At 68.8% G+C, this 21677-nt stretch carries 19 protein-coding genes; 11 read left to right on the plus strand and 8 right to left on the minus strand.

The annotated features are described in order from the left end of the window. Positions 1–384, minus strand: a 384-nt coding sequence (locus tag ACWDKQ_RS18210; RefSeq protein ID WP_450139911.1) for a superoxide dismutase, incomplete at its 3' end; no start/stop codon positions are given. 479 nt (positions 385–863) lie between these two features. On the opposite strand from ACWDKQ_RS18210, the gene ACWDKQ_RS18215 reads away from it, so the two are divergent. Continuing rightward, positions 864–1397, plus strand: a complete 534-nt coding sequence (locus tag ACWDKQ_RS18215; RefSeq protein WP_450139912.1) for a FecCD family ABC transporter permease — start codon at positions 864–866, stop codon at positions 1395–1397. Beyond that, a complete protein-coding gene (locus ACWDKQ_RS18220) occupies positions 1340–2092 on the plus strand; it encodes an ATP-binding cassette domain-containing protein (RefSeq protein ID WP_450139913.1) in 753 nt (250 codons plus the stop codon). Before ACWDKQ_RS18215 ends, ACWDKQ_RS18220 begins: the two co-directional genes overlap by 58 nt. Before the next feature lie 65 nt (positions 2093–2157). Here the strand turns inward: ACWDKQ_RS18220 and ACWDKQ_RS18225 are convergent, their stop codons facing one another. Further along, positions 2158–3654 (minus strand): glutamate--cysteine ligase, encoded by a 1497-nt coding sequence (locus ACWDKQ_RS18225; protein WP_450139914.1) that lies wholly within the window; start codon positions 3652–3654, stop codon positions 2158–2160. 119 nt (positions 3655–3773) lie between these two features. Then, the gene (locus ACWDKQ_RS18230) at positions 3774–4712 is read right to left on the minus strand and encodes an aldo/keto reductase (RefSeq protein WP_450139915.1); all 939 of its coding nucleotides are present in this window, start codon (positions 4710–4712) and stop codon (positions 3774–3776) included. Between the two features lie 226 nt (positions 4713–4938). Between ACWDKQ_RS18230 and ACWDKQ_RS18235 the strand changes: the two genes are divergently transcribed. Continuing rightward, a complete protein-coding gene (locus ACWDKQ_RS18235; protein ID WP_450139916.1) occupies positions 4939–5742 on the plus strand; it encodes a TrmH family RNA methyltransferase in 804 nt (267 codons plus the stop codon). Beyond that, positions 5742–6353: a DUF2537 domain-containing protein gene (locus ACWDKQ_RS18240; protein ID WP_450139917.1), complete on the plus strand. Its 612-nt coding sequence runs from the start codon at positions 5742–5744 to the stop codon at positions 6351–6353. Before ACWDKQ_RS18235 ends, ACWDKQ_RS18240 begins: the two co-directional genes overlap by 1 nt. A 298-nt stretch (positions 6354–6651) precedes the next feature. On the opposite strand, the gene sepH is transcribed toward ACWDKQ_RS18240, so the two are convergent. From sepH to ACWDKQ_RS18260, 4 genes are all read right to left on the minus strand, one after another. Continuing rightward, positions 6652–7554 carry a septation protein SepH gene (gene sepH, locus ACWDKQ_RS18245; protein ID WP_450139918.1) on the minus strand — a complete coding sequence of 301 codons (903 nt, stop codon included), beginning with the start codon at positions 7552–7554 and terminating at the stop codon, positions 6652–6654. A gap of 274 nt (positions 7555–7828) precedes the next feature. Next, a complete protein-coding gene (gene serC, locus ACWDKQ_RS18250; protein WP_450139919.1) occupies positions 7829–8971 on the minus strand; it encodes a phosphoserine transaminase in 1143 nt (380 codons plus the stop codon). Between the two features lie 258 nt (positions 8972–9229). After that, the gene (locus ACWDKQ_RS18255) at positions 9230–10156 is read right to left on the minus strand and encodes an SEC-C domain-containing protein (protein WP_450139920.1); all 927 of its coding nucleotides are present in this window, start codon (positions 10154–10156) and stop codon (positions 9230–9232) included. Positions 10157–10298: 142 nt separating this feature from the next. After that, positions 10299–11426: a citrate synthase 2 gene (locus tag ACWDKQ_RS18260; protein WP_450139921.1), complete on the minus strand. Its 1128-nt coding sequence runs from the start codon at positions 11424–11426 to the stop codon at positions 10299–10301. 896 nt (positions 11427–12322) lie between these two features. Between ACWDKQ_RS18260 and pdxH the strand changes: the two genes are divergently transcribed. From pdxH to ACWDKQ_RS18280, 4 genes are all read left to right on the plus strand, one after another. Beyond that, positions 12323–12976, plus strand: a complete 654-nt coding sequence (pdxH, locus tag ACWDKQ_RS18265; protein ID WP_450139922.1) for a pyridoxamine 5'-phosphate oxidase — start codon at positions 12323–12325, stop codon at positions 12974–12976. A gap of 296 nt (positions 12977–13272) precedes the next feature. Beyond that, entirely contained in the window at positions 13273–14571 is a 1299-nt protein-coding gene (locus ACWDKQ_RS18270; protein WP_450139923.1) for an MFS transporter, read from the plus strand. 105 nt (positions 14572–14676) lie between these two features. Then, positions 14677–16071 (plus strand): APC family permease, encoded by a 1395-nt coding sequence (locus ACWDKQ_RS18275; RefSeq protein ID WP_450139924.1) that lies wholly within the window; start codon positions 14677–14679, stop codon positions 16069–16071. A 59-nt stretch (positions 16072–16130) separates the two neighbouring features. Further along, complete coding sequence (locus ACWDKQ_RS18280) at positions 16131–17051, plus strand: aldose 1-epimerase family protein (RefSeq protein ID WP_450139925.1); 921 nt, start codon at positions 16131–16133, stop codon at positions 17049–17051. Positions 17052–17143: 92 nt separating this feature from the next. On the opposite strand, the gene ACWDKQ_RS18285 is transcribed toward ACWDKQ_RS18280, so the two are convergent. Then, positions 17144–18289 carry an acyl-CoA dehydrogenase family protein gene (locus ACWDKQ_RS18285; protein WP_450139926.1) on the minus strand — a complete coding sequence of 382 codons (1146 nt, stop codon included), beginning with the start codon at positions 18287–18289 and terminating at the stop codon, positions 17144–17146. A 138-nt stretch (positions 18290–18427) separates the two neighbouring features. On the opposite strand from ACWDKQ_RS18285, the gene ACWDKQ_RS18290 reads away from it, so the two are divergent. The 3 genes from ACWDKQ_RS18290 to ACWDKQ_RS18300 all read left to right on the plus strand — a co-directional run bounded on the left by ACWDKQ_RS18290 (position 18428) and on the right by ACWDKQ_RS18300 (position 21661). After that, entirely contained in the window at positions 18428–19027 is a 600-nt protein-coding gene (locus ACWDKQ_RS18290) for a TetR/AcrR family transcriptional regulator (protein ID WP_450139927.1), read from the plus strand. Between the two features lie 16 nt (positions 19028–19043). Continuing rightward, on the plus strand, positions 19044–20012 hold the full coding sequence (locus ACWDKQ_RS18295) for a carbohydrate kinase family protein (RefSeq protein ID WP_450139928.1): 969 nt from the start codon (positions 19044–19046) through the stop codon (positions 20010–20012). A gap of 344 nt (positions 20013–20356) precedes the next feature. Beyond that, entirely contained in the window at positions 20357–21661 is a 1305-nt protein-coding gene (locus ACWDKQ_RS18300; RefSeq protein ID WP_450139929.1) for a citrate synthase, read from the plus strand. Positions 21662–21677: the final 16 nt, after the last annotated feature.

Below are 21677 nucleotides of genomic sequence, written 5' to 3' on the forward strand. Positions count from 1 at the left end.
CAGCACGCCCCAGCCGTTGCCCTGGATCGTGGTCGACACGGCCTCCATCTGGGCGCGGAACCTGTCGAAGGAACCGAAGTCCTCGTCGATGGCCGCCGCCAGCTCGCCGGTCGGCTTGTCCCCGCCGCCCGGCGAGAGAATCTTCCACCACACCAGGTGCAGCGAGTGCCCCGCCAGGTTGAACGCCAGCGTGGTCTCCAACCCAACGATGGAGGAGAAGTCGCCCTTCTCCCGCGCCTCGGCGATCTTCTCCACCGCGTCGTTGGCGCCCTTGACGTACGCCGCGTGGTGCTTGCTGTGGTGCAGCTCGTTGATCTCACCGGCGATCGCCGGCTCCAACGCCGCGTAGTCGTAGTCCAACTCCGGCAACACGTACTGCGCCATTGAACATCTCCCTTCGCTGTCGACATAGTCTAGCTACTGCCACAGTATGGCAACTAGCCGTATGGAGGCGTTGATCTCGCCTGTCGGGCGAGTTGCGCCAACAGCCCCTGTGATCTGCGAAAACGTTGCGGTTCGGGAGGATTCGCCCGGTTGCCCCGGTTCGATGAGTCGGGCAGCGTCCTCGGCGGACCCCGCGAGTGGAAAAGCCGGTCGAAGTCCGGCGCTGACCCGCAACGGTAGGCCGCGCACCGCGCGGCGAGCCCGATCGCCCGCTCGCGAGGTATTACTCCAACGACCGCCGCGGTCTGCGCTCGGGGTCTGGGACTCGCGGCTTCCGGTGCGGTCCCGGCCTTCCCGCAGGCCGGCTCGGCCCTGGAAGGCACGATGCGTCGGTTGCTCGTCGCGTACGCCGAGGTGCCGCTGCTCGCCGACCAGTACCCGTCCTACGAGCGCGAAGGTGTGCAGCACAGACGAAGCAGGTGCTGTTCTGGATCACCGGCGGCCTCGGCGCCGCGCGGTGGGAGTCGCTGCCGGTGACGGCGTTGGTGCTCGCGATCGGACTGGTCGTGGCGGTCGCCGCAGGGCGCTGGATGAACGTGCTGCACGGCGGCGACGATGCGGCAGCGGCGTTTGGGCTCAAAACGCCCGGGCGTTGCGGATGGTGTGCCTGTTCGGGATCTCTGCTGGCCGGGACCGCGGTCGCCGTGGTAGGCGGCATCGTGTTCGCCGGGCTGTTGGTGCCGCACGCCGCGACCTTCCTGGTCGGTGCCGAAGCGCGGCGGATGCTGTCGGTGTCGGCGTTGTTGGGCGCGGTGTTCGTGGTGCTGGCGGATCTGGCTGCGCGGCTGGTCATCGCGCCGTCCGAACTGCCGGTGGGGGGTGCTCACGGCACTGGTGGGCGGGCCGGTGTTCGTGGTCATGTTGCGGCGGCAGCGGAGCGCCGCAGGAGGTGCGGGTGCGCGGGGCGCGCGTGGAGCTGGGCGGCCGGACGATCCTGTCCGATGTGGACATAGAGATGCGGGAGGGCGAGGTGTTCGGGCTCGTGGGGCCCGGCCCGAACTGCAGCGGGAAGACGACGCTGCGCACCCTGTACCGGGCGGTGGCGCCGGTGGCCGGGTTCGTCGAGGTCGCGGGTGAGACCAGTGCTGGGCGGCGTCGGCGGCCCCGGATTCTGGCCGCCACCACGCAGGAAGCCGAGAACCGCGCAGCGCTGACGGTTCGGGAGGTGGCGCAGGGCAGGCTGCCGCACCTGGGCCTGCTGGAGCGGATGCGGTCGGCGGGCCAGCACATCGTCGACGAATCCCTGCGATGCACAGTACTTCTGGACGCTGCGGAGCGAGACGTTTCGCAAGTGGTCCGGCGGTCAGCGGCAGCGAGCGGGAATTGCCCGTGCGCTGGCAGCAACTGGGGGCGATCGTCCTCGACGAGCCGACGAACCACCTCGACCTGCGGCACCAGTACAGCGTCGGTGTACCTCCTCCGCGACCTGGCGCGATCGGGTTTGACAGTGCTCTTGACGGTGCACGACCGCCGCCACGCGGCGGAGTTTTGCGACCGCCTCGCGGTCCTCCACGAGGGCCGAGTTGTCGCCAGCGGGGCTCCCGCCGAAGTCATCGACGAGCACCTCTTCGCCGAGGTATTCGGCATCCGAGCCCGTCTCACCAGCCACAACGACCGCCCGGTCCTCGACGTCGACGGAGCCCTCTGACGGCCCCAGCCCCGTGGGAGCTGCGCGATCTCGCCGTTGGGGGGATCGGCCCGTTCCAGGGAAAATCACCCCACCGGCCAGGTGTGGATCGGGTCTCCGTTGTCGGCGAGGTCGATGTAGCGGCGCAGCATGCCGGTCAGGGCGTCGTGCCGGTCCGCGCCGCGGTTTTCCAACTGCGCAACGGTTTCCCGCTGCCAGGTTGAACCGTTGCGCTTCGCCAGGCAGCGCTTCTCGATCACGCCCAGGTAGCGCTCGCATGCGCCATCCGACACCCCGCATGCCCGCAGGCCGTCGTGCGCCATCGGCAGCAGGCGTCGCAACACCAGCTCATCCGGCTTCACCCAGCCGATGCTCGGCCAGTAGAGGTGCGCGTCGAAGCCGTGCCGCGCCCCGGCGTAGAAGTTCTCCTCCGCCGCCGCGAACGACATCTGCGTCCATAGTGGACGATCTTGTTCAGTGAGCGCCCGTTGGGCGCCGTAGAAGAACGCGGCGTTGGCGACGATGTCCACCACCGACGGCCCGGACGGCAGCACGCGGTTCTCCACCCGCAGGTGCGGAACACCGCCCACCAGGTCGTAAACCGGACGGTTCCAGCGCCAGATGGTGCCGTTGTGCAACCGCAGCTCGGTCAGCGTCGGCGCCCGTCCGGCCTCCAGCGCGGCAACCGGGTCCTCTTCCTCCGGCTCCGGCAGCAACGCCGGGAAGTAACGGACGTTCTCCTCGAACAGGTCGAAGATCGACGTGATCCAACGCTCCCCGAACCACACCCGCGGTCGCACGCCCTGGTTCTTCAACTCCACCGGACGCGTGTCGGTGGCCTGCAAGAACAGCGGGATCCGCGTCTCGTGCCACAACGCCTTGCCCAACAGGAACGGGGAATTCGCGCCGATGGCCACCTGCACCCCGGCCAGGCATTGCGCGGCGTTCCAATGCGCCGCGAAGTCCTCAGGCGCCACCTGCAGGTGCAGCTGGACGGACGTGCACGCCGACTCCGGCAAGATCGAGTCCGCGTAGGAGCGCAGCTTCTCGGGCTGCGCATCGCCGAGCGGCACGCCCTCCATGTCCAGCAGCATTTCTTCGCCGCGCGCCAGGAAGATCTGCTCGTTGAGCAGCGAGTACCGCGGGTTGCGCGACAGCCAGTTCGGGTCGAAGTGCGCGCTGCGCAGCGTCGGCAGCGTGCCGATCATGGCGATCTTCGCCCCGGCGTCGTGCGCCCCGCAGTCCGCGCGCTGCAGCGCGGCCCGCATCCGGGCCTCCAGCTCTAAGGCGCTGTCCCCGGCCAGCACCTGCGGCTCGACGTTGAGCTCGATGTTCTGCTGGCCGAGTTCGGTGGTGAACACCGGCTCGCTGATCTTCTCCAGCACCACCGAGTTGGACATGGACGGCTCCATCTGGTCGTCCACCAGGCACAGCTCCATCTCCAGCCCCATCTGCTGGTGGGGGAAGGAGAAATTGCCTTCGGCGAGCATCCGGGCCAGGGCATCAAGGCCACGCTGCATCTTGCTCCGATACCGTTGCCGGTCCACTGGTTTGAAGGGTTGATCGTCCACGTGCCGTCTCATGCCGTCTCCCCGCTTGATCGGCAGCACGTCAGCGCGCAGCGCTGGGGAAACCACCGTGACACATCGGTACCCGGGGGGCCAGCGGCCAAAACGGTGTCACTGGGAGGTGCGCAGAGTGATCAACGGGAGGCGTCCGCAAGCCGCTCCAGCTCGGCGGAAGTGAGCGTGAGTTGAGCCGCCGGGAGCAGATCCGCTAGCTGTTCGGTGTTGCGGGCGCTGGCGATCGGCGCAGTAACACTGCGTTGCCCCAACAGCCACGCCAGTGCGACCGAAGGGATAGGCACGTTACGGAGTGTCGCGATTTCGTCCAGTCCAGCGAGTACTTTCACGCCACGCTCGTCCAGGTAGGCGCGGGCACCCTCGGCCCGCGGGCTTTCCGAGCTGTCGCCGCCCGGACGGTACTTGCCCGTCAGGAATCCCTTGGCCAGCGCGTAGTACGGCAGCACCGCGAGGTCTTCGCGAACGCAGAGTTCGGCGAGCTCGCCCTCGAAGTGACCGCGCTCCACCAGGTTGTAGTGCGGCTGCAAGGCGTCGAAGCGGGCAAGGCCCTCGCGGCGCGAGATCTCCAGCGCCTCGGCCAGGCGTGGTGCGGTGTAGTTCGACGCCGCGATGTAGCGGACCTTGCCCTCCCGCACCAGATCGTCGAACGCGCCAAGCGTCTCGGCCAGCGGCGTGGCCTCGTCGTCGCTGTGCGCGTAGTACAGGTCGAGGTGATCGATTCCTAGGCGCCGCAACGAATCTTCGGCTGCGGCCTTGATGTTCGCCGCCGACAGGCCGGGCCGCCGGTCCTGCCACCTGCCGACCTTGGTGGCGATCACGATGTCATCGCGGTTGCCCCGGGCGCGCAGCCACTCGCCGATCAGTGTTTCAGACTCGCCGCCCGAATTGCCCGGAGCGAAAAAGGAATAGCTGTCGGCGGTGTCGATGAAGTTGCCGCCCGCGGCGGAGTAGCGGTCCAGGACCTCGAAGGACTCATCGCGGTCGGCCGTCCAGCCGAACACGTTGCCACCGAGGCAAATGGGGAAGACGTCGAGTTCAGTGTTGCCGAGTCGAGCCATGCCGCGAACTTACCCCTCCTGGGGCACCTGATCCGGTGGCGGACGGCACAGTCGTCGATCTTCGCGCGTTTTGCCTGGAATCCCAGACGAATCGGGCTCAGGTCAACGGACGCACCTGCATCCCCGGCACCGCGGATCCCACTGGCCGAGAACGACAACGCGGTTCACCCGCAACGCGCCAGCCGGGGCGGCCAGCCCGATCGGCGGCGGGTGCGAGAATGCGGGCGTGGCGCACATTGTCGAGGTCAGCGATGCCGACGACCCGAGGGTCGACGACTTCCGCGATCTGTCCCGCGCGGACCGCCGCCCGGATCGCCCAGGCGGGCGCGGGCTGGTGATCGCCGAAGGCGTCGTAGTGGTTGAACGACTGCTCGCCTCGCCGTACCCGGTGCGGGCGCTGTTCGGGGGGCGCCGCCGGATCGAGGAGCTTGCCGAAGCCACCGCCGCCCTCGACGTGCCCGCCTACGCCACCGATGCCGACGTGATGGCGAGCGTGGTCGGCTTCCACCTGAATCGCGGCGTGCTGGCGGTCGCCGACCGAGCCCCGGTCATCGAGCCGGCGGAGCTCATCGGCCGGTCCCGCCGCCTGGCGGTGCTGGAAGGCATCGGCGACCACGAGAACCTCGGCGCGCTATTCCGCAACGCCGCCGCGCTCGGCATCGACGGCGTGCTGCTCGGCGCGGGATGCTCGGACCCGCTGTACCGGCGCAGCGTCCGGGTGTCGATGGGGCACGTGCTCCGGGTCCCGTTCGCCCACCTCACCTCCTGGCCAGAAGACCTCAAGCTGCTGCGCGACAACGGCTTCCGGATCGCCGCGCTCACCCCCCGAGCGGATTCGAAATCCCTTCGCGACGCTGAGCTGGACCGGGGCTCGGTGGCGGTGCTGCTCGGCTCGGAAGGCCCTGGGCTCACCGACGAGGCCATCGAGGCCGCGGACGTCGCGGTCCGGATCCCAATGGTCAGCGGGGTGGATTCGCTCAACGTCGCCACCGCCGGGGCGATCACCTTCCACGCGATGAGCGGAGCGTGATGGACGCCCGGGAATCCGGCTGGGAGCTGCACGCACGATCCGGTCGCGCGGTGCTGGTGCGCGGCGTCGGTCGCGAGGTTGACCCGGCCCGGCTGAGGCTGCCGGGTGCGCTGGTCGCTGCGCTGCATGAGTGGGCGCACGTGGTGGAGGCCGTGCAGGCTGAGCAAACCCCAGACAACGACGCGGAACTGGTGTCGCAGCGCGGTCGTCAGTTGGCGATGCGGCTCGCGGCGGAGACCGGCGGGCAGATCGGCTACGTCGACCCGCTCAGCGGTGAACTGAACCGCATCGGCCGACCCCGCTCGGCGCACGCGATACCTGGACGACGTAGCGGAACGCTCGCACCGGTTCCGCCTACACCGTGGGGTCCTGGCCTGGTGGTCAGCGCGATCATCGGGGCGATCGTGGCGGTGACCCTGGTGGTGGTGACGCAGGGGCTGGCGGACGTGAGCGGAATCCTCGCGGTGGTGGTCAACCTCGCGGTCGCGGCCGGGTTCACGCCGTCGATCTGGCTGGGCCGGTACGTCCCGGTCTGGCGCTGGGCGGCCTACGGAACGGCGGCGGGCATAGTCGCCGCCTGGATAGCGCTGACCCTCAGCCTCCTCGGCTGACGACCCGGCCGACTACGCAATTTCGATGAGCGTTTTCCAACCTTTTCTTGCGTTGTGGTGCGGTTACGAAACCCCAGGTCACTGAGAACCCGCGGCGGTGCAGGCTGTGAAGGTGCTCAATGGAAATCAGAACTCTGATTTCCATTTGAAATTGGGGGAGTTGTCCACACACCCGTCGGCGTGTTGTGGTCCGACACGGCGACGGAACGCAATTTCCATTGAAATCGACGTGACCGTGGAGATGCCAACGGGGCCGGGTGAGCTTGGTGTTCGCCCCGGCCCCGTTGGGTTTCTGTCGTCAGCGGTGGGACCGGACGCCGAGCAGTACGTCCTCCCACGACGGCACGATCGGATGACTCTTGCGCCCGCGCCGCGGCTCCGCCTTGCGCTGCGCGTCGTCCTCCGCCGCCTCGGTGGTCGCGCCTTCGGCGCTTTCCTCCGTCATCGGCTCCTCCACCGGCTCCGTCGGCGGGCCGGTGTCCAGGTCGAGGGGAGGAGCCTCCGGCCGCGCCGTGGCCACTGGCTCCTCCCCCCGCTCCTGCACCGGCTGCGCCTGCTGGTCGAGCTGCAGCGCTTCGCGCGCCAGCTCGGTGACCGGTCGAACCGTCCGCAGCGGGCGGTTCGGGGACGGGTCGAGCAGTTCGGCGGCGTGGTCGTCGAGCGCTGCGACGGTGCCGCCGTGCGCGCCCGGGTGGAAGACCCAGTGCGCGCGGTTTTCCGAGCGCCCGGCCTGCCAGGTCAGCTGCACGACCCACTTGCTGTCTTCGCCGCGCCAGGAGCCCCAGTTCGCTTCGGAGTACTCGTGGCCGCGCATGCCGAAGGTGTGCGCGACGACCTCGCCGAGTGTCTGGACGTCCGGGCCGTCTTCGCGGACTGGGTGAGCGCGCTGCGCCATCTCGGCGATCTGGGCGCGTTCGAGCAGTACGGGGTAGGCGTAGCGCTCGACCCGGTGCTCCGGGATGCCGGACGCCTCCGCGATCTGCGCCACGGACGCGCCGGAACGGATGCGGGCCTGGATCTCCCGGGGCCGCATCTGGGCTTCCATCTCGATCTGGACCTGGCCGAGCCTGGTGAGGTCACCGCGGGCTGCGGCACGCAGTCGTTCGTCGGCGGGCACGGTGAAGCGCTCGCCGTTCTCCGGGTCCTCGCAGATGACGGATTCACCGTCCTCGTCGAGCCCGACCACTCGCAGCGCTCGCATACGCCAGCCTCCCGCCGACCTACATGTCACCAAGCTGTGACAGTAACCCGGCGCGCCGCCTTGACGCGGGAGGCACGCCGGGCACGTCGTATCCTCGTTGGTCGCTCTCTCCGGCTCGATCTTGCCGGAAAGGTGGCACTTGAGCGAACGGGTAAAACCACTCATTTTCGGTGAATGTCACCAATAGTTGCCGACTGTTCACTTAGAGGAGTGGCTTTTGATAAAAAAGCCGCCGGGATCGGCCCCGGGCCCGGCGACTGTGCGACTCTGCGTGTCAGGAGAGCTGCGAAACTACCCAGTCGACGGACTTCGTCAGTGCGGTGACGTCGTCCGGGTCGATCGCCGGGAACATGCCGACCCGCAGCTGGTTGCGGCCCAGCTTGCGGTACGGCTCGGTGTCCACGATCCCGTTGGCCCGCAACGCCTTCGCGACCGCCGCGGCGTCGACGGAGTCGGCGAAGTCGACGGTGCCGACCACCTGGGAGCGTTTCGCCGGGTCGGCGACGAACGGGGTGGCGAACTCCGACGCCTCGGCCCAGGAGTACAGGCGCTGCGACGACTCGCGGGTGCGCTGCACGCACCAGTCCAACCCACCCTGGCCGTTCATCCACTCGATCTGGTCGGCGAGCAGGAACAGCGTGGCGACCGCCGGGGTGTTGTACGTCTGGTCCTTGCGGGAGTTGTCCAGCGCGGTGGGCAACGACAGGAACTCCGGCACCCAGCGGTCAGACGCCCCGATCTCGCCGATCCGCTCGATCGCGGCCGGGCTCATCGCGGCCAGCCACAGCCCGCCGTCGGCGGCGAAGCACTTCTGCGGCGCGAAGTAGTAGACGTCGACATCGGCCGCGTCGAAGGGCAGCCCACCCGCGCCCGAGGTGGCGTCGATCGCGATCAGCGCGTTCTCCGACCCCTCCGGACGGCTCGGCGCGAGCATCACGCCGGTGGAGGTTTCGTTGTGCGCCCAGCCGATCAGGTCGACGGACGGGTCCGACACCGGCTCCGGCGCGTCGCCCGGCTCGGCGGCGACCACCACCGGGTCGGACAGGAACGGCGCGGTCTTGGCGGCCTTGGCGAACTTCGACGAGAACTCGCCGTAGGTGAGGTGCAGCGACCGCTCGCGAACCAGGCCGAACGTCGCGGCGTCCCAGAACGCCGTGGTGCCGCCGACGCCCAGCACGACCTCATAGCCGTCGGGCAGCGAGAACAGCTCCTGCAGTCCTTCCCGGACCCGCCCGACCAGGGACTTCACCGGCTTCTGCCGGTGCGAGGTGCCCATCAGCGCGGCGCCCGCGTCGGCCAGGTGGGCGAGCTGCTCGTCGCGGACCTTGGACGGACCGCAGCCGAAGCGGCCGTCGGCGGGCTTGAGTTCGTCGGGCAGCTTCAGGGTCGTCGGATCGATGGTCTCGGCCTGCGTCATGCCGGCGCCTCCGGGCGTTGTTGTGGTGACTGTGCAGGTGGCGGGGCAGTGCCTCCCGCGCGCCAGTGGCCTGATGACCGGCGCCTTTGCCGGCTCGGCTCAAGTGTTGCAGCAGGGTTTCGCCGGGGGTGACCCCGGTGCTGCGAACAGCCGCACCGCAACTTACTGCGGACCCTCGCAGTTGGCCAATACCCCGCTGGGCGACATAACCTGATCTTGGTCGGGCCCGCGGCAGCGCACGGCCCCACGGCGCGCGGCTCAGGCGAAGCCGGGGGCTCCGCAGCACTTCTTGTACTTGCGGTCGGAGCCGCACCAGCAGGCGTCGTTGCGGCCCGGCGGCCAGGCGGTCGCCAGCCCGCGGCGGGCGGCTTCGGCGGCGAACTCCTCGCGGGCGGACCGCCCGCCAGGTGGTATTCCGCGGGATGCGGCGAAGTCCACCAGCGCCCCGATCGAGCCGATGACCACCGCAGGTGCCGGGTGCTGCCGCAGGGCCCGCTGGACCTCCCGGCGGTGCTCCAGGTGCGTGGTGCCCGGGTACCAGGTCGGGCGTCCTCGTTGGAGCTCGGCGAATTCCTCCGGCGGCCAGTAGAGGACCGCGAGCCGTTCGGTCTCGTGGTGCCGCCGGATCTCGCAGATCTGTTCGCCAATCTGGCGGCCGTGGTCGGTCAGCCGGTCGAGGAGGTCGTCAAAACCGTCCTTCGGCAGGCCGAGCTCGCGGCGCAGGAGGCTGCGCTGGCGCAGCAGCTCAGAGCCGGCATCGCCCTTCTCCAGCTCGAGGTCCAGGCTCGGGATGAACCGGTTGATGCCGACGTTGAGCCAGCGCAGCGCCTCCTGGGGTGCATCGATGAGCTGGTACGCGATCGACGCCGTCACGTAGGCCCACTCGCAGTTCGAGCCCTCGCGGAGCAGCTGCGCGAAGCGTTCCTCGGCCTCCGCGCGCCGCCCGTGGGTCAGCAGGAACTTCGCGAACGCGGCGGGGCCGTTGAGCACATTGTTGCCGTCGTCGACCTCGGCCGCGGCGCGCAGGGCCCGTTCCTCGCGCTCGTGCTCGCCCGCGAAATGCCAGTAATCCGCCGCCTCGACGAGGTCGTTGCACTGCTCGCCGCTGGTCTCCGCGTCGGCCTCCAGCGCTTCGGCGTACTCGACGTGTAACCGCCGCTGCGCATCGGTGGATGTGACCGTCACTACTCCACGCTACCGCTGTTTGGGAGGTGCTCCGGGGCGCGGTCGCAGCGAACGGGCCGTACGCCTCGGTAGACGACGCGAACACACACATCATCACTGTCCGTTCGCTTCACCTCCGGTACCGGAGACGGAGACACCGCGATCACACCGGGGCGATCAGCTGGTGGATGGAGTCCCAGCCTTCGACGTCCTGCGGGGAGCGCGGGTTCGGGCCGACGTATTGCGCCGACGGGCGCACCAGGCGGCCGGTGCGCTGCTGCTCCAGGATGTGCGCCGACCAGCCCGCGAGCCGGGCGCAGGTGAACATCGCCGGCATCATCGCCGTCGGGACCTGGGCGAAGTCGAGCACCACCGCGGCCCAGAACTCCACGTTGGTCTCGATCTGCCGGTCCGGTCGGCGCTCCCGCAGGACCGCCAGCGCGGCCTGCTCCAGCTCCCGTGCCACCTCGAAGCGCGGCGCGCGGAGCTGCTCGCAGGTGTTGCGCAACACCCGGGCTCGCGGGTCCTCCGCGCGGTAGACGCGGTGGCCGAAGCCCATCAGCCGCCCGCCGCGGTCCAGGATCGACGTCACCACTGCGCGGGCGTCGCCGGTGCGCTCGGCCTCCTCGATCATTGGCAGTACCCGGGCCGGGGCTCCGCCGTGCAGCGGGCCGGACATCGCGCCGACCGCCCCGGACAGGCAGGCGGCGACGTCGGCGCCGGTGGAGGCGATGACCCGGGCGGTGAACGTGGAGGCGTTCAGCCCGTGCTCGGCCGCCGATACCCAGTACGCGTCGAGTGCCTGCACGTGTTTGGGGTCAGGTTCGCCACGCCACCGGATCAGGAACTGCTCGGTGGCCGTCGCGGCTTCTGCGATCTGGGCCCGCGGAACCGGCGGCCGGTCACCGCGCGCGGACTGTGCCACGAACGACAACCCGAGCGCGCTGGAACGCGCCAGCTGCGCGCGGGCCTGCTGCTCGTCGATGTCCAGCAGCGGCGGAAAACCGGCGGTCGGCGCGATCATCGCCAGTGCGGCTTGGACGTCTGTCCGCACGTCGCCGGTGCGGACCGGCAGGACTGCGTCATCGGCAGCCGGCAGGCCGTCGCCGAAGCGACCGTCCACCAGCAGCGCCCAGACGTCGCCGAAGGACACCGCGCCCACCAGATCCTCGATGTCCACGCCGCGGTAGCGCAGCGCTCCACCGTCGCGGTCAGGTTCGGCGATCTCGGTTTGGAAGGCGACCACGCCCTCCAGGCCGGGGCGGAATTCGGACTGGCCCGCGTTGCTCATGGTTGCCTCGTCTCCTCGGTGTTCGGGGCCGCGCGTGCGCGGCTCGGGGGACGTGGCGGGGCGTCGTGGACACAGTGCACCCGCCCGCGTGGCGGAAGCAATCGGATTCACCGGAAGAAAGTTCTGAAATGAGATAGATCACACGATCTGCAAATAATTTAGTTAGCGGCGCAAAATTTTGAAAAGGGTCGTAATTGGTCAATTGCTCGCAGTAATAGCGGACCGGCTCGTGGCGAGCGCGGGGTTACTCGCGGGAGCGCGAGCGCTCGCGACCGAGACGGTCGTGCGGGACCACGATCGCGTCGACCCGCCAGCGGGGAGTGGTAGTAGTTGGTTCCGCCGGCCGAAGGGTGTTCGCTGGCCACCGTGCTGGCCGAGAACGTCGTGACCGCCGAGCGCCGGCTCGCAGAGGCGATCGGGCACACCCGGATGCGAAAGTTCTAGGGGCTCACAGCTGGTGAATGCCACGTAGGGGCAACGGCGCCCGCGGCACACCGCGGACCGAGGTGTTCAAGTGAAAGGCAGCCCGTTCCTTGGGCGTCCGCGACTCCCCCGAAAGTGCTCGCGGTCGGGGGCGGCCGCGACGCTCGCAGGATCCACGCAATTGGTCTGTTTTAACCGGAAGGGGCGTTTGCTCGTGCCGTGACGGATGTGCGGTTCCGGCGGTTGTTCACGGTCGTGCGGGCGTCCGAACGGGTGTGGGAACGATCACTGCATCGGTTGCGGAATCGATCGTGTAGCACCATCGATTCGGCGTCCGTTCGGATCCCGTTTACCGTCGTATGCGTGGTTGGTGCCACCAATAGTGTCGCGCCGGCCGCCCAACCCGTACCGTCCGGCGAACAGCCGGAGAAGTCGAGTCGTGCCGCTGCCGGGCGAGTCAGGGAGGAAAAAGCATGTCGGAGGCCAACATCGCGTTGCCGTCCATGCGGGTGTCCTACGAGGCTGGGGCGCTGGACGAGTCGTCGCTCGCCGCCACCTGGCACGAGCAGCTCCAGCTGTGGTTCGACGAAGCGGTGCAGGCCGACCTCATCGAGCCGAACGCGATGGTGCTGGCCACGGCCGACACCAACGGCATCCCGTCCTCGCGCACCGTGCTCTGCAAGGGCTTCGACGAGCGCGGCGTGGTGTTCTTCACCAACTACACCTCGGCGAAGAGCCACGACCTCAAGGCCACCCAGGTGGCCGCCGCGACCTTCCCGTGGCTGGGCCTGCAGCGCCAGGTCAACGTGCGCGGCACAGTGGAGAAGGTGTCGTCCGCCGAGACCGCCGAGTACTGGGCGGAGCGCCCGCGCGGCTCCCAGCTGGGTGCCTGGGCGTCGCCGCAGTCGCAGGTGGTCGCCGGCCGCGACGCTCTGCGGTCGTCGCTGAGCGGCATCCAGCGACGCTTCGCCGACGCCGAGAAGGTGCCGGTGCCGCCGCACTGGGGCGGCTGGCGGATCCGCCCGGATTACGTGGAGTTCTGGCAGGGTCGCCCGGACCGCCTGCACGACCGCCTGCGCTTCCGCCGCTCCAACGACCTCTGGACCGTCGAGCGCCTCGCCCCCTGAGCTGCGTCACCCGGGCGGTGCGCCGTTTCTGAATGCGCACCACCCGGGTCTAAACGACAGCCGCGCGAAGCGCCACCTCAGGGGTGGCGGTCGGGCGAGGGGCCGGCGCGGTTTTTCGAGAAATCACGTCCTGCAGCGGCCAGACCGGCGTTTCCGCGGGTGGTCGAGGCCATGTTGGCCCCAACCAATTTTTGCGGTGGTTTTTGTCTGGTTCGGCTGAATCTGGTTAGACATCGGTCACACGGGTCCGGAAATGGCATGCCGTTAGCCCGTCTAATCGCTAGGGTTTTGCATCCGTGCAACCCAGCAGCGGAGCCCCGACCAAGTCCCGTCGATCCATCACATCCCTGCTGAGCAAGCTCTTCCTGGACACCAGGCCGCTGCAGTACCCGGCGTACCGCCGCCTGTGGTTGTCCAACATCGTCACCGCCGTTGGCGCGCAGTTCTCCGCGGTCGCGGTGCCCAAGCAGCTTTACGACATCACCGGCTCCTCCGCCTACGTCGGCCTCGCCGGGATTTTCGGTTTGGTGCCGCTGCTCGTGTTCGGCCTGTGGGGCGGCGCGATCGCGGACACCGTCGACCGCCGCAAGCTGCTGCTGATCACCAACGGCGGGCTGGCAGGCAGCTCCGTGCTGCTGTGGTTGGTGGCTGCGGCGGACGTCCGGTCGGTTTGGCTCGTGCTGGTGCTCTTCGCCGCGCAGCAGACGTTCTTCGCCGTGAACATGCCGACTCGCGGCGCCGCGATCGCCCGGCTGATCCCCGTGCACCTGCTGCCGTCGGCGCAGGCGCTCGGGGCCACCGTTTTCCAGCTCGGTTCGATCATCGGGCCGCTGCTGGCTGGCATGTTGCTGCCGATGCTGGGGCTTTCGGTGCTGTACCTGGTCGACGCGGTGGCGTTGTGCGCGGCGCTGTGGGCGGTTTTCCGGTTGCCGCCGCTGCCGCCGCAGGAAGGCGCCCCGAAGCGCGCCGGGCTGCGCGCTGTGCTGGACGGATTCCGCTACCTGGCAATGCATTCCGTGCTGCTGGCGTCGTTCCTGATGGACATCATCGCGATGGTGTTCGGCATGCCGCGCGCGCTGTTCCCGGAGATGGCGGAGCGCACCTTCGGCGATCCGCCGGGCGGCGGCGCGGCGCTGGGCTGGCTGTTCGCGGCGATCCCGCTGGGCGCGTTCGCGTTCGGAGTGTTCTCCGGCTGGCTGCACCGGATCACGCGGCACGGCGTCGGCGTCACTGTCGGCGTCGTCGCGTGGGGCATCGCGGTGATCGGGTTCGGCTGGGCCGATTCGCTGTGGCTGGCGGTGCTGTTCCTGGCCCTGGGCGGCGGGGCGGATCTGGTGAGCATGGTCTACCGGAGTTCGATCCTGCAGGCCGCAGCCACGGACGAGATGCGCGGCCGCATCCAGGGCGTGTTCACCGTCGTCGTCGCTGGTGGGCCTCGACTGGCCGACACGGTGCACGGCTTGGTGGGCGCGGCGGTCGGCACCTCGACCGTCATCGTCGCGGGCGGGGCCCTGGTCGTCGTCGGCGCGGTGCTCGCGGCGGTCCTGTTGCCCGCGTTCTGGCACTACCGAGCCCCGGCCGCCGAGCAGGCATGACGGTGCCGGAATGGGTGGCTTGCCCGGCTTGATCCGGCCGCAGCAGTGCGGTTCGACCAAGGGTAGGCAGACAACCGGACGAACCAACCTGCACACTTCTCTGCTATGGCCAACGAACAGACCGTGAACGACACTGCGCCCGACGGTGCGCAGGAGCCTGGCCTCAAGAAGGTGATGGGCCCGAAACTGCTGCTCTTCTTCGTGGTCGGAGATATCCTCGGCACCACGATCTACTCCCTGACAGGTAAGGTCGCCGGCCTGGTCGGCGGGGCGCTGTGGATCCCGTTCCTGGTCTCCTTCGTGGTCGCCTTCCTGACCGCGTTCAGCTACCTGGAACTGGTCGGCAAGTACCCGAAGGCGGGCGGCGCGCCGCTCTACGTCCACAAGGCGTTCGGCATCCACTTCCTGACGTTCCTCATCGCGTTCGCGGTGATGTGCTCGGGCATCACGTCCGCCTCCTCGGCCGCACAAGCGTTCAGCGGTGACTACCTGGATGCGATCTTCGGCGAGGGCGTGCCGTCCTTGCTGGTGGCGTTGGGCTTCGTGCTGCTGCTTGCGGCGGTCAACTTCCGCGGCGTCGGCGAGTCGGTGAAGATGAACGTGGTGCTGACCTGCATCGAGCTAACCGGCCTGCTGATCGTTATCGGGTGCGGCCTGTGGGCGATCTTCGTTGGCAACAGCAACCCGGACCTGGTCCCGGACCCGAGCCGGTTGGGTCAGCTCAACACCGAGACCACGCCGCTGCTGGCGATCACGTCGGCGACCGCGCTGGCGTTCTTCGCGATGGTGGGCTTCGAGGACTCGGTGAACATGGCCGAGGAGACCCGCAACCCCACCAAGAATTTCCCGCGTGCCCTGCTGCTCGGGCTGGCGATCACGGCGTCGATCTACCTGGTGATCGCGCTGATCACCTCCACGCTGGTGCCCACCGACGAGTTGGCCGGGTCGAGCGGGCCGCTGCTGCTGGTGGTGCAGGCCGCGGCCCCGTGGTTCCCGCCGGTCGTCTTCTCCATCATCGCCCTGTTCGCGGTGACGAACAGCGCGCTGATCAACATGCTGATGGCAAGCCGCCTGGTCTACGGCATGGCGAACGAGGGCATCGTCCCGGCGGTGTTCGGCAAGGTGCACCGGGCCCGGCGGACCCCGTGGGTGTCGATCCTGTTCACCAGCATCATCGCGTTGATCCTGGTGAGCCTCCTGGACATCGGTTCGCTGGGCAGCACCACGTCACTGCTGTTGCTGGCGGTTTTCGCCGTGGTCAACGTGGCAGTTCTGGTGCTGCGCAAGGACAAGGTGGAGCACGAGCATTTCAAGGCGCCCACCTGGGTCCCGGTTCTGGGCGCGATTCTCTGCGCGTTCTTCGCCAGTCCGCTGTCGGGCCGTCCGGCGACCGAGTACTACATCGCCGGGGCCCTGCTGGGGATCGGTGTGATCTTCTGGCTGATCAACTACTTCATCAAGGGCCAGACGAAGTTTGATGCCGAGGCGTTGAACAAGTGAGTCCGATCGGGTCACCGTTGGCGGTGACCCGATCGCCGGACCGGCCGTACAGTTGGCAGGTGCATGATCCTGTTCCTGCTACCGGACGGCAGTTCGAGATCGCGTCCGGAGGCTCGCGCGCCGTGATCACAGAAGTCGGTGCGGCGCTTCGCGTTTTCGAGGTCGACGGCGTGCCGTACGCGGAGACCTATGACGCGGATCGGCTGCCGCCGGCCGGTGCCGGCGGAGTTCTGGTGCCGTGGCCGAACCGGGTCGCCGACGGGCGCTGGCGGTTCGACGGCGAACCGCAGCAGTTGGCGCTGACCGAGCCTGCGCGGCACAACGCGATCCACGGCTTGTTGCGGCACACCGCGTGGACCCTCGTCGAGCACGCCGAGTCCACGGTGGTCCTGCATGCGATGGTGCCCGCGCAGCCGGGTTGGCCGGTACCGGTGCTGACCTCCATCGGGTACGCCCTGGACGCGGACGGTCTGACGGTTACGCACACCGTGGAGAACCTGGGGGCGCGGGCGGTTCCGTTCGGGGTCGGCGTGCACCCCTACCCGCGCGCCGGCAACGCCGAAACCGACGACTGCACGCTCCGGCTGGCGGCGTCGACTGTGCTGCCAGTGGATGCGCAGCGGCTGCTCCCGGCGCGGCCGCCGCGTGCCCTGCAGGGTGACGAGGTGGACTTCCGCACCGGGCGCAGGCTGGCTGGTGTGCTGCTCGACACGGCTTTCGGCGGCGTAACCCCGGCGCCCGGCGACGAGTTCGTGCGGCACACGCTCACCGATCCGAGCGGGCACGGCGTCCGGCTCTGGGCAGACCCGGTGTTCAAGTGGGTGCAGGTCTACACGGCGGACGACTTCCCGGGCCGGGGCAGGGCGATCGCGATCGAGCCGATGACCTGCCCGCCGAACGCGTTGAACTCCGGCGAAGACCTCCTGGTTCTCCAGCCCGGCGAGAACTGGATCGGCCACTGGGGCCTCAACCCGTTCTGATACCAAATCCCTCCCGCAACGCGGCACCCCGGTTCACCTTCCGCGTTTCAATGAAATCGGGCCTTCGGTTTCCATTGAAATTGGGGACGAGGTCAGGGCTTCGCGAGGTGGCGGGCGATCAGCATGCGTTGGATCTGGTTGGTGCCTTCGAAGATCTGCAGGACTTTCGCTTCGCGCATGTAGCGCTCCGCCGGGAAATCGCGGGTGTAGCCCGCGCCACCGAGTACCTGGACCGCGTCGGTGGTCACCTTCATCGCCGCGTCCGTGGCGACGAGCTTCGCCACGGACGCCTGCTGCCCGAACGGCAGCCCGGCGTCCCGGCGCCGCGCGCCGTCGAGGTACGTCGCTCGGGCCGAGTGCACGGCCGTGGCCATGTCCGCGAGCAGGAACTCCAACCCCTGGAATTCGATGATCGGCCGCCCGAACTGCTGTCGCTGCTTGGCGTAGTCAACCGCGAGGTCCAGTGCCGCCTGCGCCAACCCGACCGCGCACGCCGCGATGCCGAGTCGGCCGGAGTCCAGGGCCGACAGCGCGATCTTCAGCCCTTGGCCTTCGGACCCTACGAGCCGCTCCTCGGGCACCCGCGCGTCCTCGAAGTACAGCGGTGTGGTCGGCGAGCCGGTGAGCCCCATCTTGTGCTCGGGCGAGCCCGCGGAAAGGCCCGGCGTGGCGGCGTCGACGAGCAGGCAGCTGATGCCAGACGGCCCGTCGTCCGAGGTCCGGGCCATGAGCGTGTAGAAGTCCGCGATCCCGCCGTGGGTGATCCAGGCCTTCGCCCCGTTGACGGCGTACGAGTCGTCCTGGCGCACAGCCCGGGTGGTCAGTGCCGACGCGTCGGAGCCGGCGTGGGGCTCGGACAGCGCGTACGCGCCGAGCCGCTCGCCGCCGATCATCCCCGGCAGCCACCGGGACCGTTGCTCCGCGCTACCGAAGTGCGCCAGCGGGTAGCAGCTCATGGTGTGCACCGAGAGCCCCACTCCGACGGTCATCCAGGCGCTGCTGAGCTCCTCGAGGACCTGCAGGTACACCTCGTACGGCTGGGCGCCGCCGCCGTGTTCCTCGGAGTACGGCAGGCCGAGGAAACCGGACTCGCCGAGCAGGCGGAAGGCGTCGCGCGGGAATTGCTCCGCGGCTTCGTCGCCGGCGGCTCGCGGGGCGAGCTCTTCGCGGGCGATTTCGCGGGCCAGCGCGAGCAGGTCTTTGGCTTCGGCAGTGGGAAGCAGGCGTTCGACGGGCATGGCGGTTCGGCTCCTGAGGCCATTGTGACAGCTGTCGGTCGTACTGGTTTCAGTACTGTAGGACGTACATGAGTACTGTGAAAGTTCAGAGCGAAACTTCGGGCAAATGTTCGTGAGGGCTGTGGCAGGCTTCCACCGATGACCACCTCCGAAGGCCGTCGTCGGCCGGTGAACCCGCGGCGGGCAGAGCTGCTGGATCGACTGCGCGACCTTTTCCTCGCGGAGGGGTTCGCGCACTTCACGCTGGATGACCTCGCCGGCCGGCTGCACTGCTCCAAGTCGACGCTGTACACCTTGGCGGGCAGCAAGGAGCAGCTCGCGGTCCGCGTCGTCGCGCACTACTTCAAGAGCGCCACGCGGCAGGTCGAGCAGCGGGTCGCGGCCACCGACGACGTGCGGGAGACGGTGCGGCTGTACCTGGAGGCGGCGGCCGAGGCGCTGCGACCGGCGTCCCGCGAGTTCATCGACGACATGGCCGCCAACATCGCGACCCGCGCGACCTACGAGGCCAACGCGCACGCGGCTGCCGACCGGATCCGCGGATTCATCCGCGAGGGCGTGAGCCAGGGCGTGTTCAGGGAGGTGCACGCCGGGTTCGTCGGCGAGATGGTCGGCCGCACCATCGTCGGCATCCAGCGCGGGGAGATCGGCGAGCGCACCGGCCTGTCGGACGCGGCGGCCTTCGCCGCGCTGTCGCAGTTCCTGCTCGGTGGGCTGACCGCCGGGCCGCAGGTCTAGTAACAGTGGAGGAAATGTGATCGTCATCGGCGGTGAGGCTCTCGTCGACCTCGTCCCGGATGCGTCCACCGCGGGCGGCGAGCTCGGACCGCTGCACCCCCGGCTCGGCGGGGGCCCGTACAACGTCGCGATCGCGTTGGGACGGCTGGGGATTCCGGCCGGATTCTTCGCCCGGCTGTCCACCGACCAGTTCGGGGACAAGCTGTTCGAGCGGCTGCGTCTAGCCAATGTGGACGTCGAGCTGGTGGAGCGCGGCCCGGAGCCGACGACGCTTGCCGTGGTCGGGCTGGCCGAGAACGGTTCGGCCCGCTACAGCTTCCACACCGAAGGCACCGCCGCCCGCTTCGTCGCCGCCCGCCCGCTGCCGGAGCGGACCACCGCGGTCTGCCTGGGCACCCTCGGCATGGTGCTCGAACCCGGCGCCTCGGTGTACGAGGAGGTGCTGTTCCGGGAGGCCGCGCGCGGCCGGTTCATCGCGCTGGACCCGAACATCCGCGCCGACCTGATCGACGACCCCGACGCCTACCGCGCGCGGTTCGCCTCCTGGCTGCCGTCGGTGGGCCTGCTGAAGGTTTCGGACGACGACGCCGAATGGCTGGCGGGTGACCGGGACGTGCTCGCGGCGGCCCGCAAGTGGCAACAGCAGGGCCCGGCCGCGGTGGTGCTGACCAGGGGAGCCGACGGGCTGACGGCGGTGACCGGCGACGGCGAGGTGACGGTGCCGAGCGTGCGCGCCGAGGTGGTCGACACCATCGGCGCAGGCGACACCGTGCAGGCCGCCCTGCTGGCCTGGCTGCACCGCAACGACGCGCTGTCGGCGGACGCCGTGCGGGCACTCGACCGGGCGCATTGGGAACGGGCGCTGCGGTTCGCCGCGGCCGCGGCTGCGGTCACCGTGTCCCGGCCGGGTGCCGAACCGCCATGGGCCGCCGAGCTGTCGCGATGGACCGAAACCGGCTACGACGTGCGCGGAGCCATCTTGTGAGGTAAACCGCGCGAGACCGAATGGTTCAAAACTGGTTAGCCCGATCGGATGGGCTTGTTGGTCACAATGAACGGACAGCTCGGCTCCGGAAGGTCGAAGATCATCCGTTTCGATGGGCCCAATGTGATGTGATCGTGGTCCCACCTGCCAAAAAGCCGAAACGCGATAGCTGCGCAGGTACCCCACTGCGGTCTAGCGTGGCTACTGACAGGACCCCAACGGGGTGGTGCTGCGGCGGTTCGGACACCCCGACCGGCGCGCAGGCGACGACGCAGCCCTGCCGCTTGGCCGGGCAGCGCTGGTCGTCTGGACAGCGCACCCCGACGAGCGCGAGAGGTTCCCGAATGCCCGACGACGTGACCGCCAAACGTACCGTCGCGCTGCGCTATGACGCTGGCGAGCACGAAATGCAGGTGAAGCAGCCCACCGAGGGCGCCCCCGGGGTGGACCTCGGCAAGTTGCTGGCTCAGACCGGTTTGGTGACGTTGGACCCGGGCTTCGTCAATACGGCGGCCTGCCTCTCCGACATCACCTACATCGATGGTGACGCCGGCATTCTGCGCTACCGCGGCTACCCGATCGAGGAGCTCGCGGCCAAGTCGAACTTCATCGAGGTCAGCTACCTGCTGATCTACGGTGAGCTGCCGACCCAGCAGCAGCACGACGAGTTCGCCGAGCGAATCCGGCGACACACCCTGCTGCACGAAGACCTCAAGCAGTTCTTCGACGGCTTCCCGCGGGACGCGCACCCGATGCCGGTGCTGTCCTCCGCGGTCTCCGCGCTGTCCACCTTCTACCAGGACAGCCTCAACCCGTTCGACAAGGACCAGGTGGAACTGTCCACCGTCCGCCTGCTGGCCAAGCTGCCCACCATCGCGGCCTACGCCTACAAGAAGTCGGTCGGCCAGCCGTTCTTGTACCCGGACAACTCGCTGGGCCTGGTGGAGAACTTCCTCCGGATGACCTTCGGCTTCCCCGCCGAGCCCTACGAGGTCGACCCGGTGCTGGCCCGCGCCCTCGACCTGCTGTTCATCCTGCACGCAGACCACGAGCAGAACTGCTCCACGTCGACGGTCCGGATGGTCGGCTCCGCCGAAACGAACCTGTTCGCCAGCATCTCGGCTGGCATCAACGCACTGTTCGGCCCGCTGCACGGCGGCGCGAACAGCGCGGTGCTGGAGATGCTGGAGGGCATCCAGGCCAACGGTGGCGACGTCGACTCGTTCGTCAACCGGGTGAAGAACAAGGAGCCCGGCGTCCGGCTGATGGGCTTCGGCCACCGGGTCTACAAGAACTACGACCCGCGCGCGGCGATCATCAAGAAGACCGCCGACGAGGTGCTCGGCAAGCTCGGGGCCAACGACCCGCTGCTGGACATCGCCCTGAAGCTCGAGGAGAAGGCGCTCGCCGACGACTACTTCATCGAGCGCAAGCTCTACCCGAACGTCGACTTCTACACCGGCCTGATCTACAAGGCGATGGGTTTCCCGACGAAGTACTTCACCGTGCTGTTCGCGCTCGGCCGGCTGCCTGGCTGGATCGCGCACTGGCGGGAGATGCTGGAGGACCCGGCCCGCAAGATCAGCCGCCCGCGGCAGGTGTACACCGGTTCGCCGGAACGCGCCTACCAGCCGATCAACCAGCGCTGAATCGAAACCTGAATCC

It is taken from the genome of Saccharopolyspora sp. NPDC000995 (assembly GCF_053599315.1).

Excerpts from the sequence above, each read along its gene's own strand:
- ACWDKQ_RS18225 (WP_450139914.1), bottom strand. The coding sequence starts at position 3,654 with ATGAGACGGCACGTGGACGATCAACCCTTCAAACCAGTGGACCGGCAA.
- ACWDKQ_RS18275 (WP_450139924.1), top strand. The coding sequence starts at position 14,677 with ATGGCCAACGAACAGACCGTGAACGACACTGCGCCCGACGGTGCGCAG.
- ACWDKQ_RS18230 (WP_450139915.1), bottom strand. The coding sequence starts at position 4,712 with ATGGCTCGACTCGGCAACACTGAACTCGACGTCTTCCCCATTTGCCTC.
- serC (WP_450139919.1), bottom strand. The coding sequence starts at position 8,971 with ATGACGCAGGCCGAGACCATCGATCCGACGACCCTGAAGCTGCCCGAC.
- ACWDKQ_RS18285 (WP_450139926.1), bottom strand. The coding sequence starts at position 18,289 with ATGCCCGTCGAACGCCTGCTTCCCACTGCCGAAGCCAAAGACCTGCTC.
- ACWDKQ_RS18240 (WP_450139917.1), top strand. The coding sequence starts at position 5,742 with ATGGACGCCCGGGAATCCGGCTGGGAGCTGCACGCACGATCCGGTCGC.
- pdxH (WP_450139922.1), top strand. The coding sequence starts at position 12,323 with ATGTCGGAGGCCAACATCGCGTTGCCGTCCATGCGGGTGTCCTACGAG.
- ACWDKQ_RS18260 (WP_450139921.1), bottom strand. The coding sequence starts at position 11,426 with ATGAGCAACGCGGGCCAGTCCGAATTCCGCCCCGGCCTGGAGGGCGTG.
- ACWDKQ_RS18300 (WP_450139929.1), top strand. The coding sequence starts at position 20,357 with ATGCCCGACGACGTGACCGCCAAACGTACCGTCGCGCTGCGCTATGAC.
- ACWDKQ_RS18290 (WP_450139927.1), top strand. The coding sequence starts at position 18,428 with ATGACCACCTCCGAAGGCCGTCGTCGGCCGGTGAACCCGCGGCGGGCA.
- sepH (WP_450139918.1), bottom strand. The coding sequence starts at position 7,554 with ATGCGAGCGCTGCGAGTGGTCGGGCTCGACGAGGACGGTGAATCCGTC.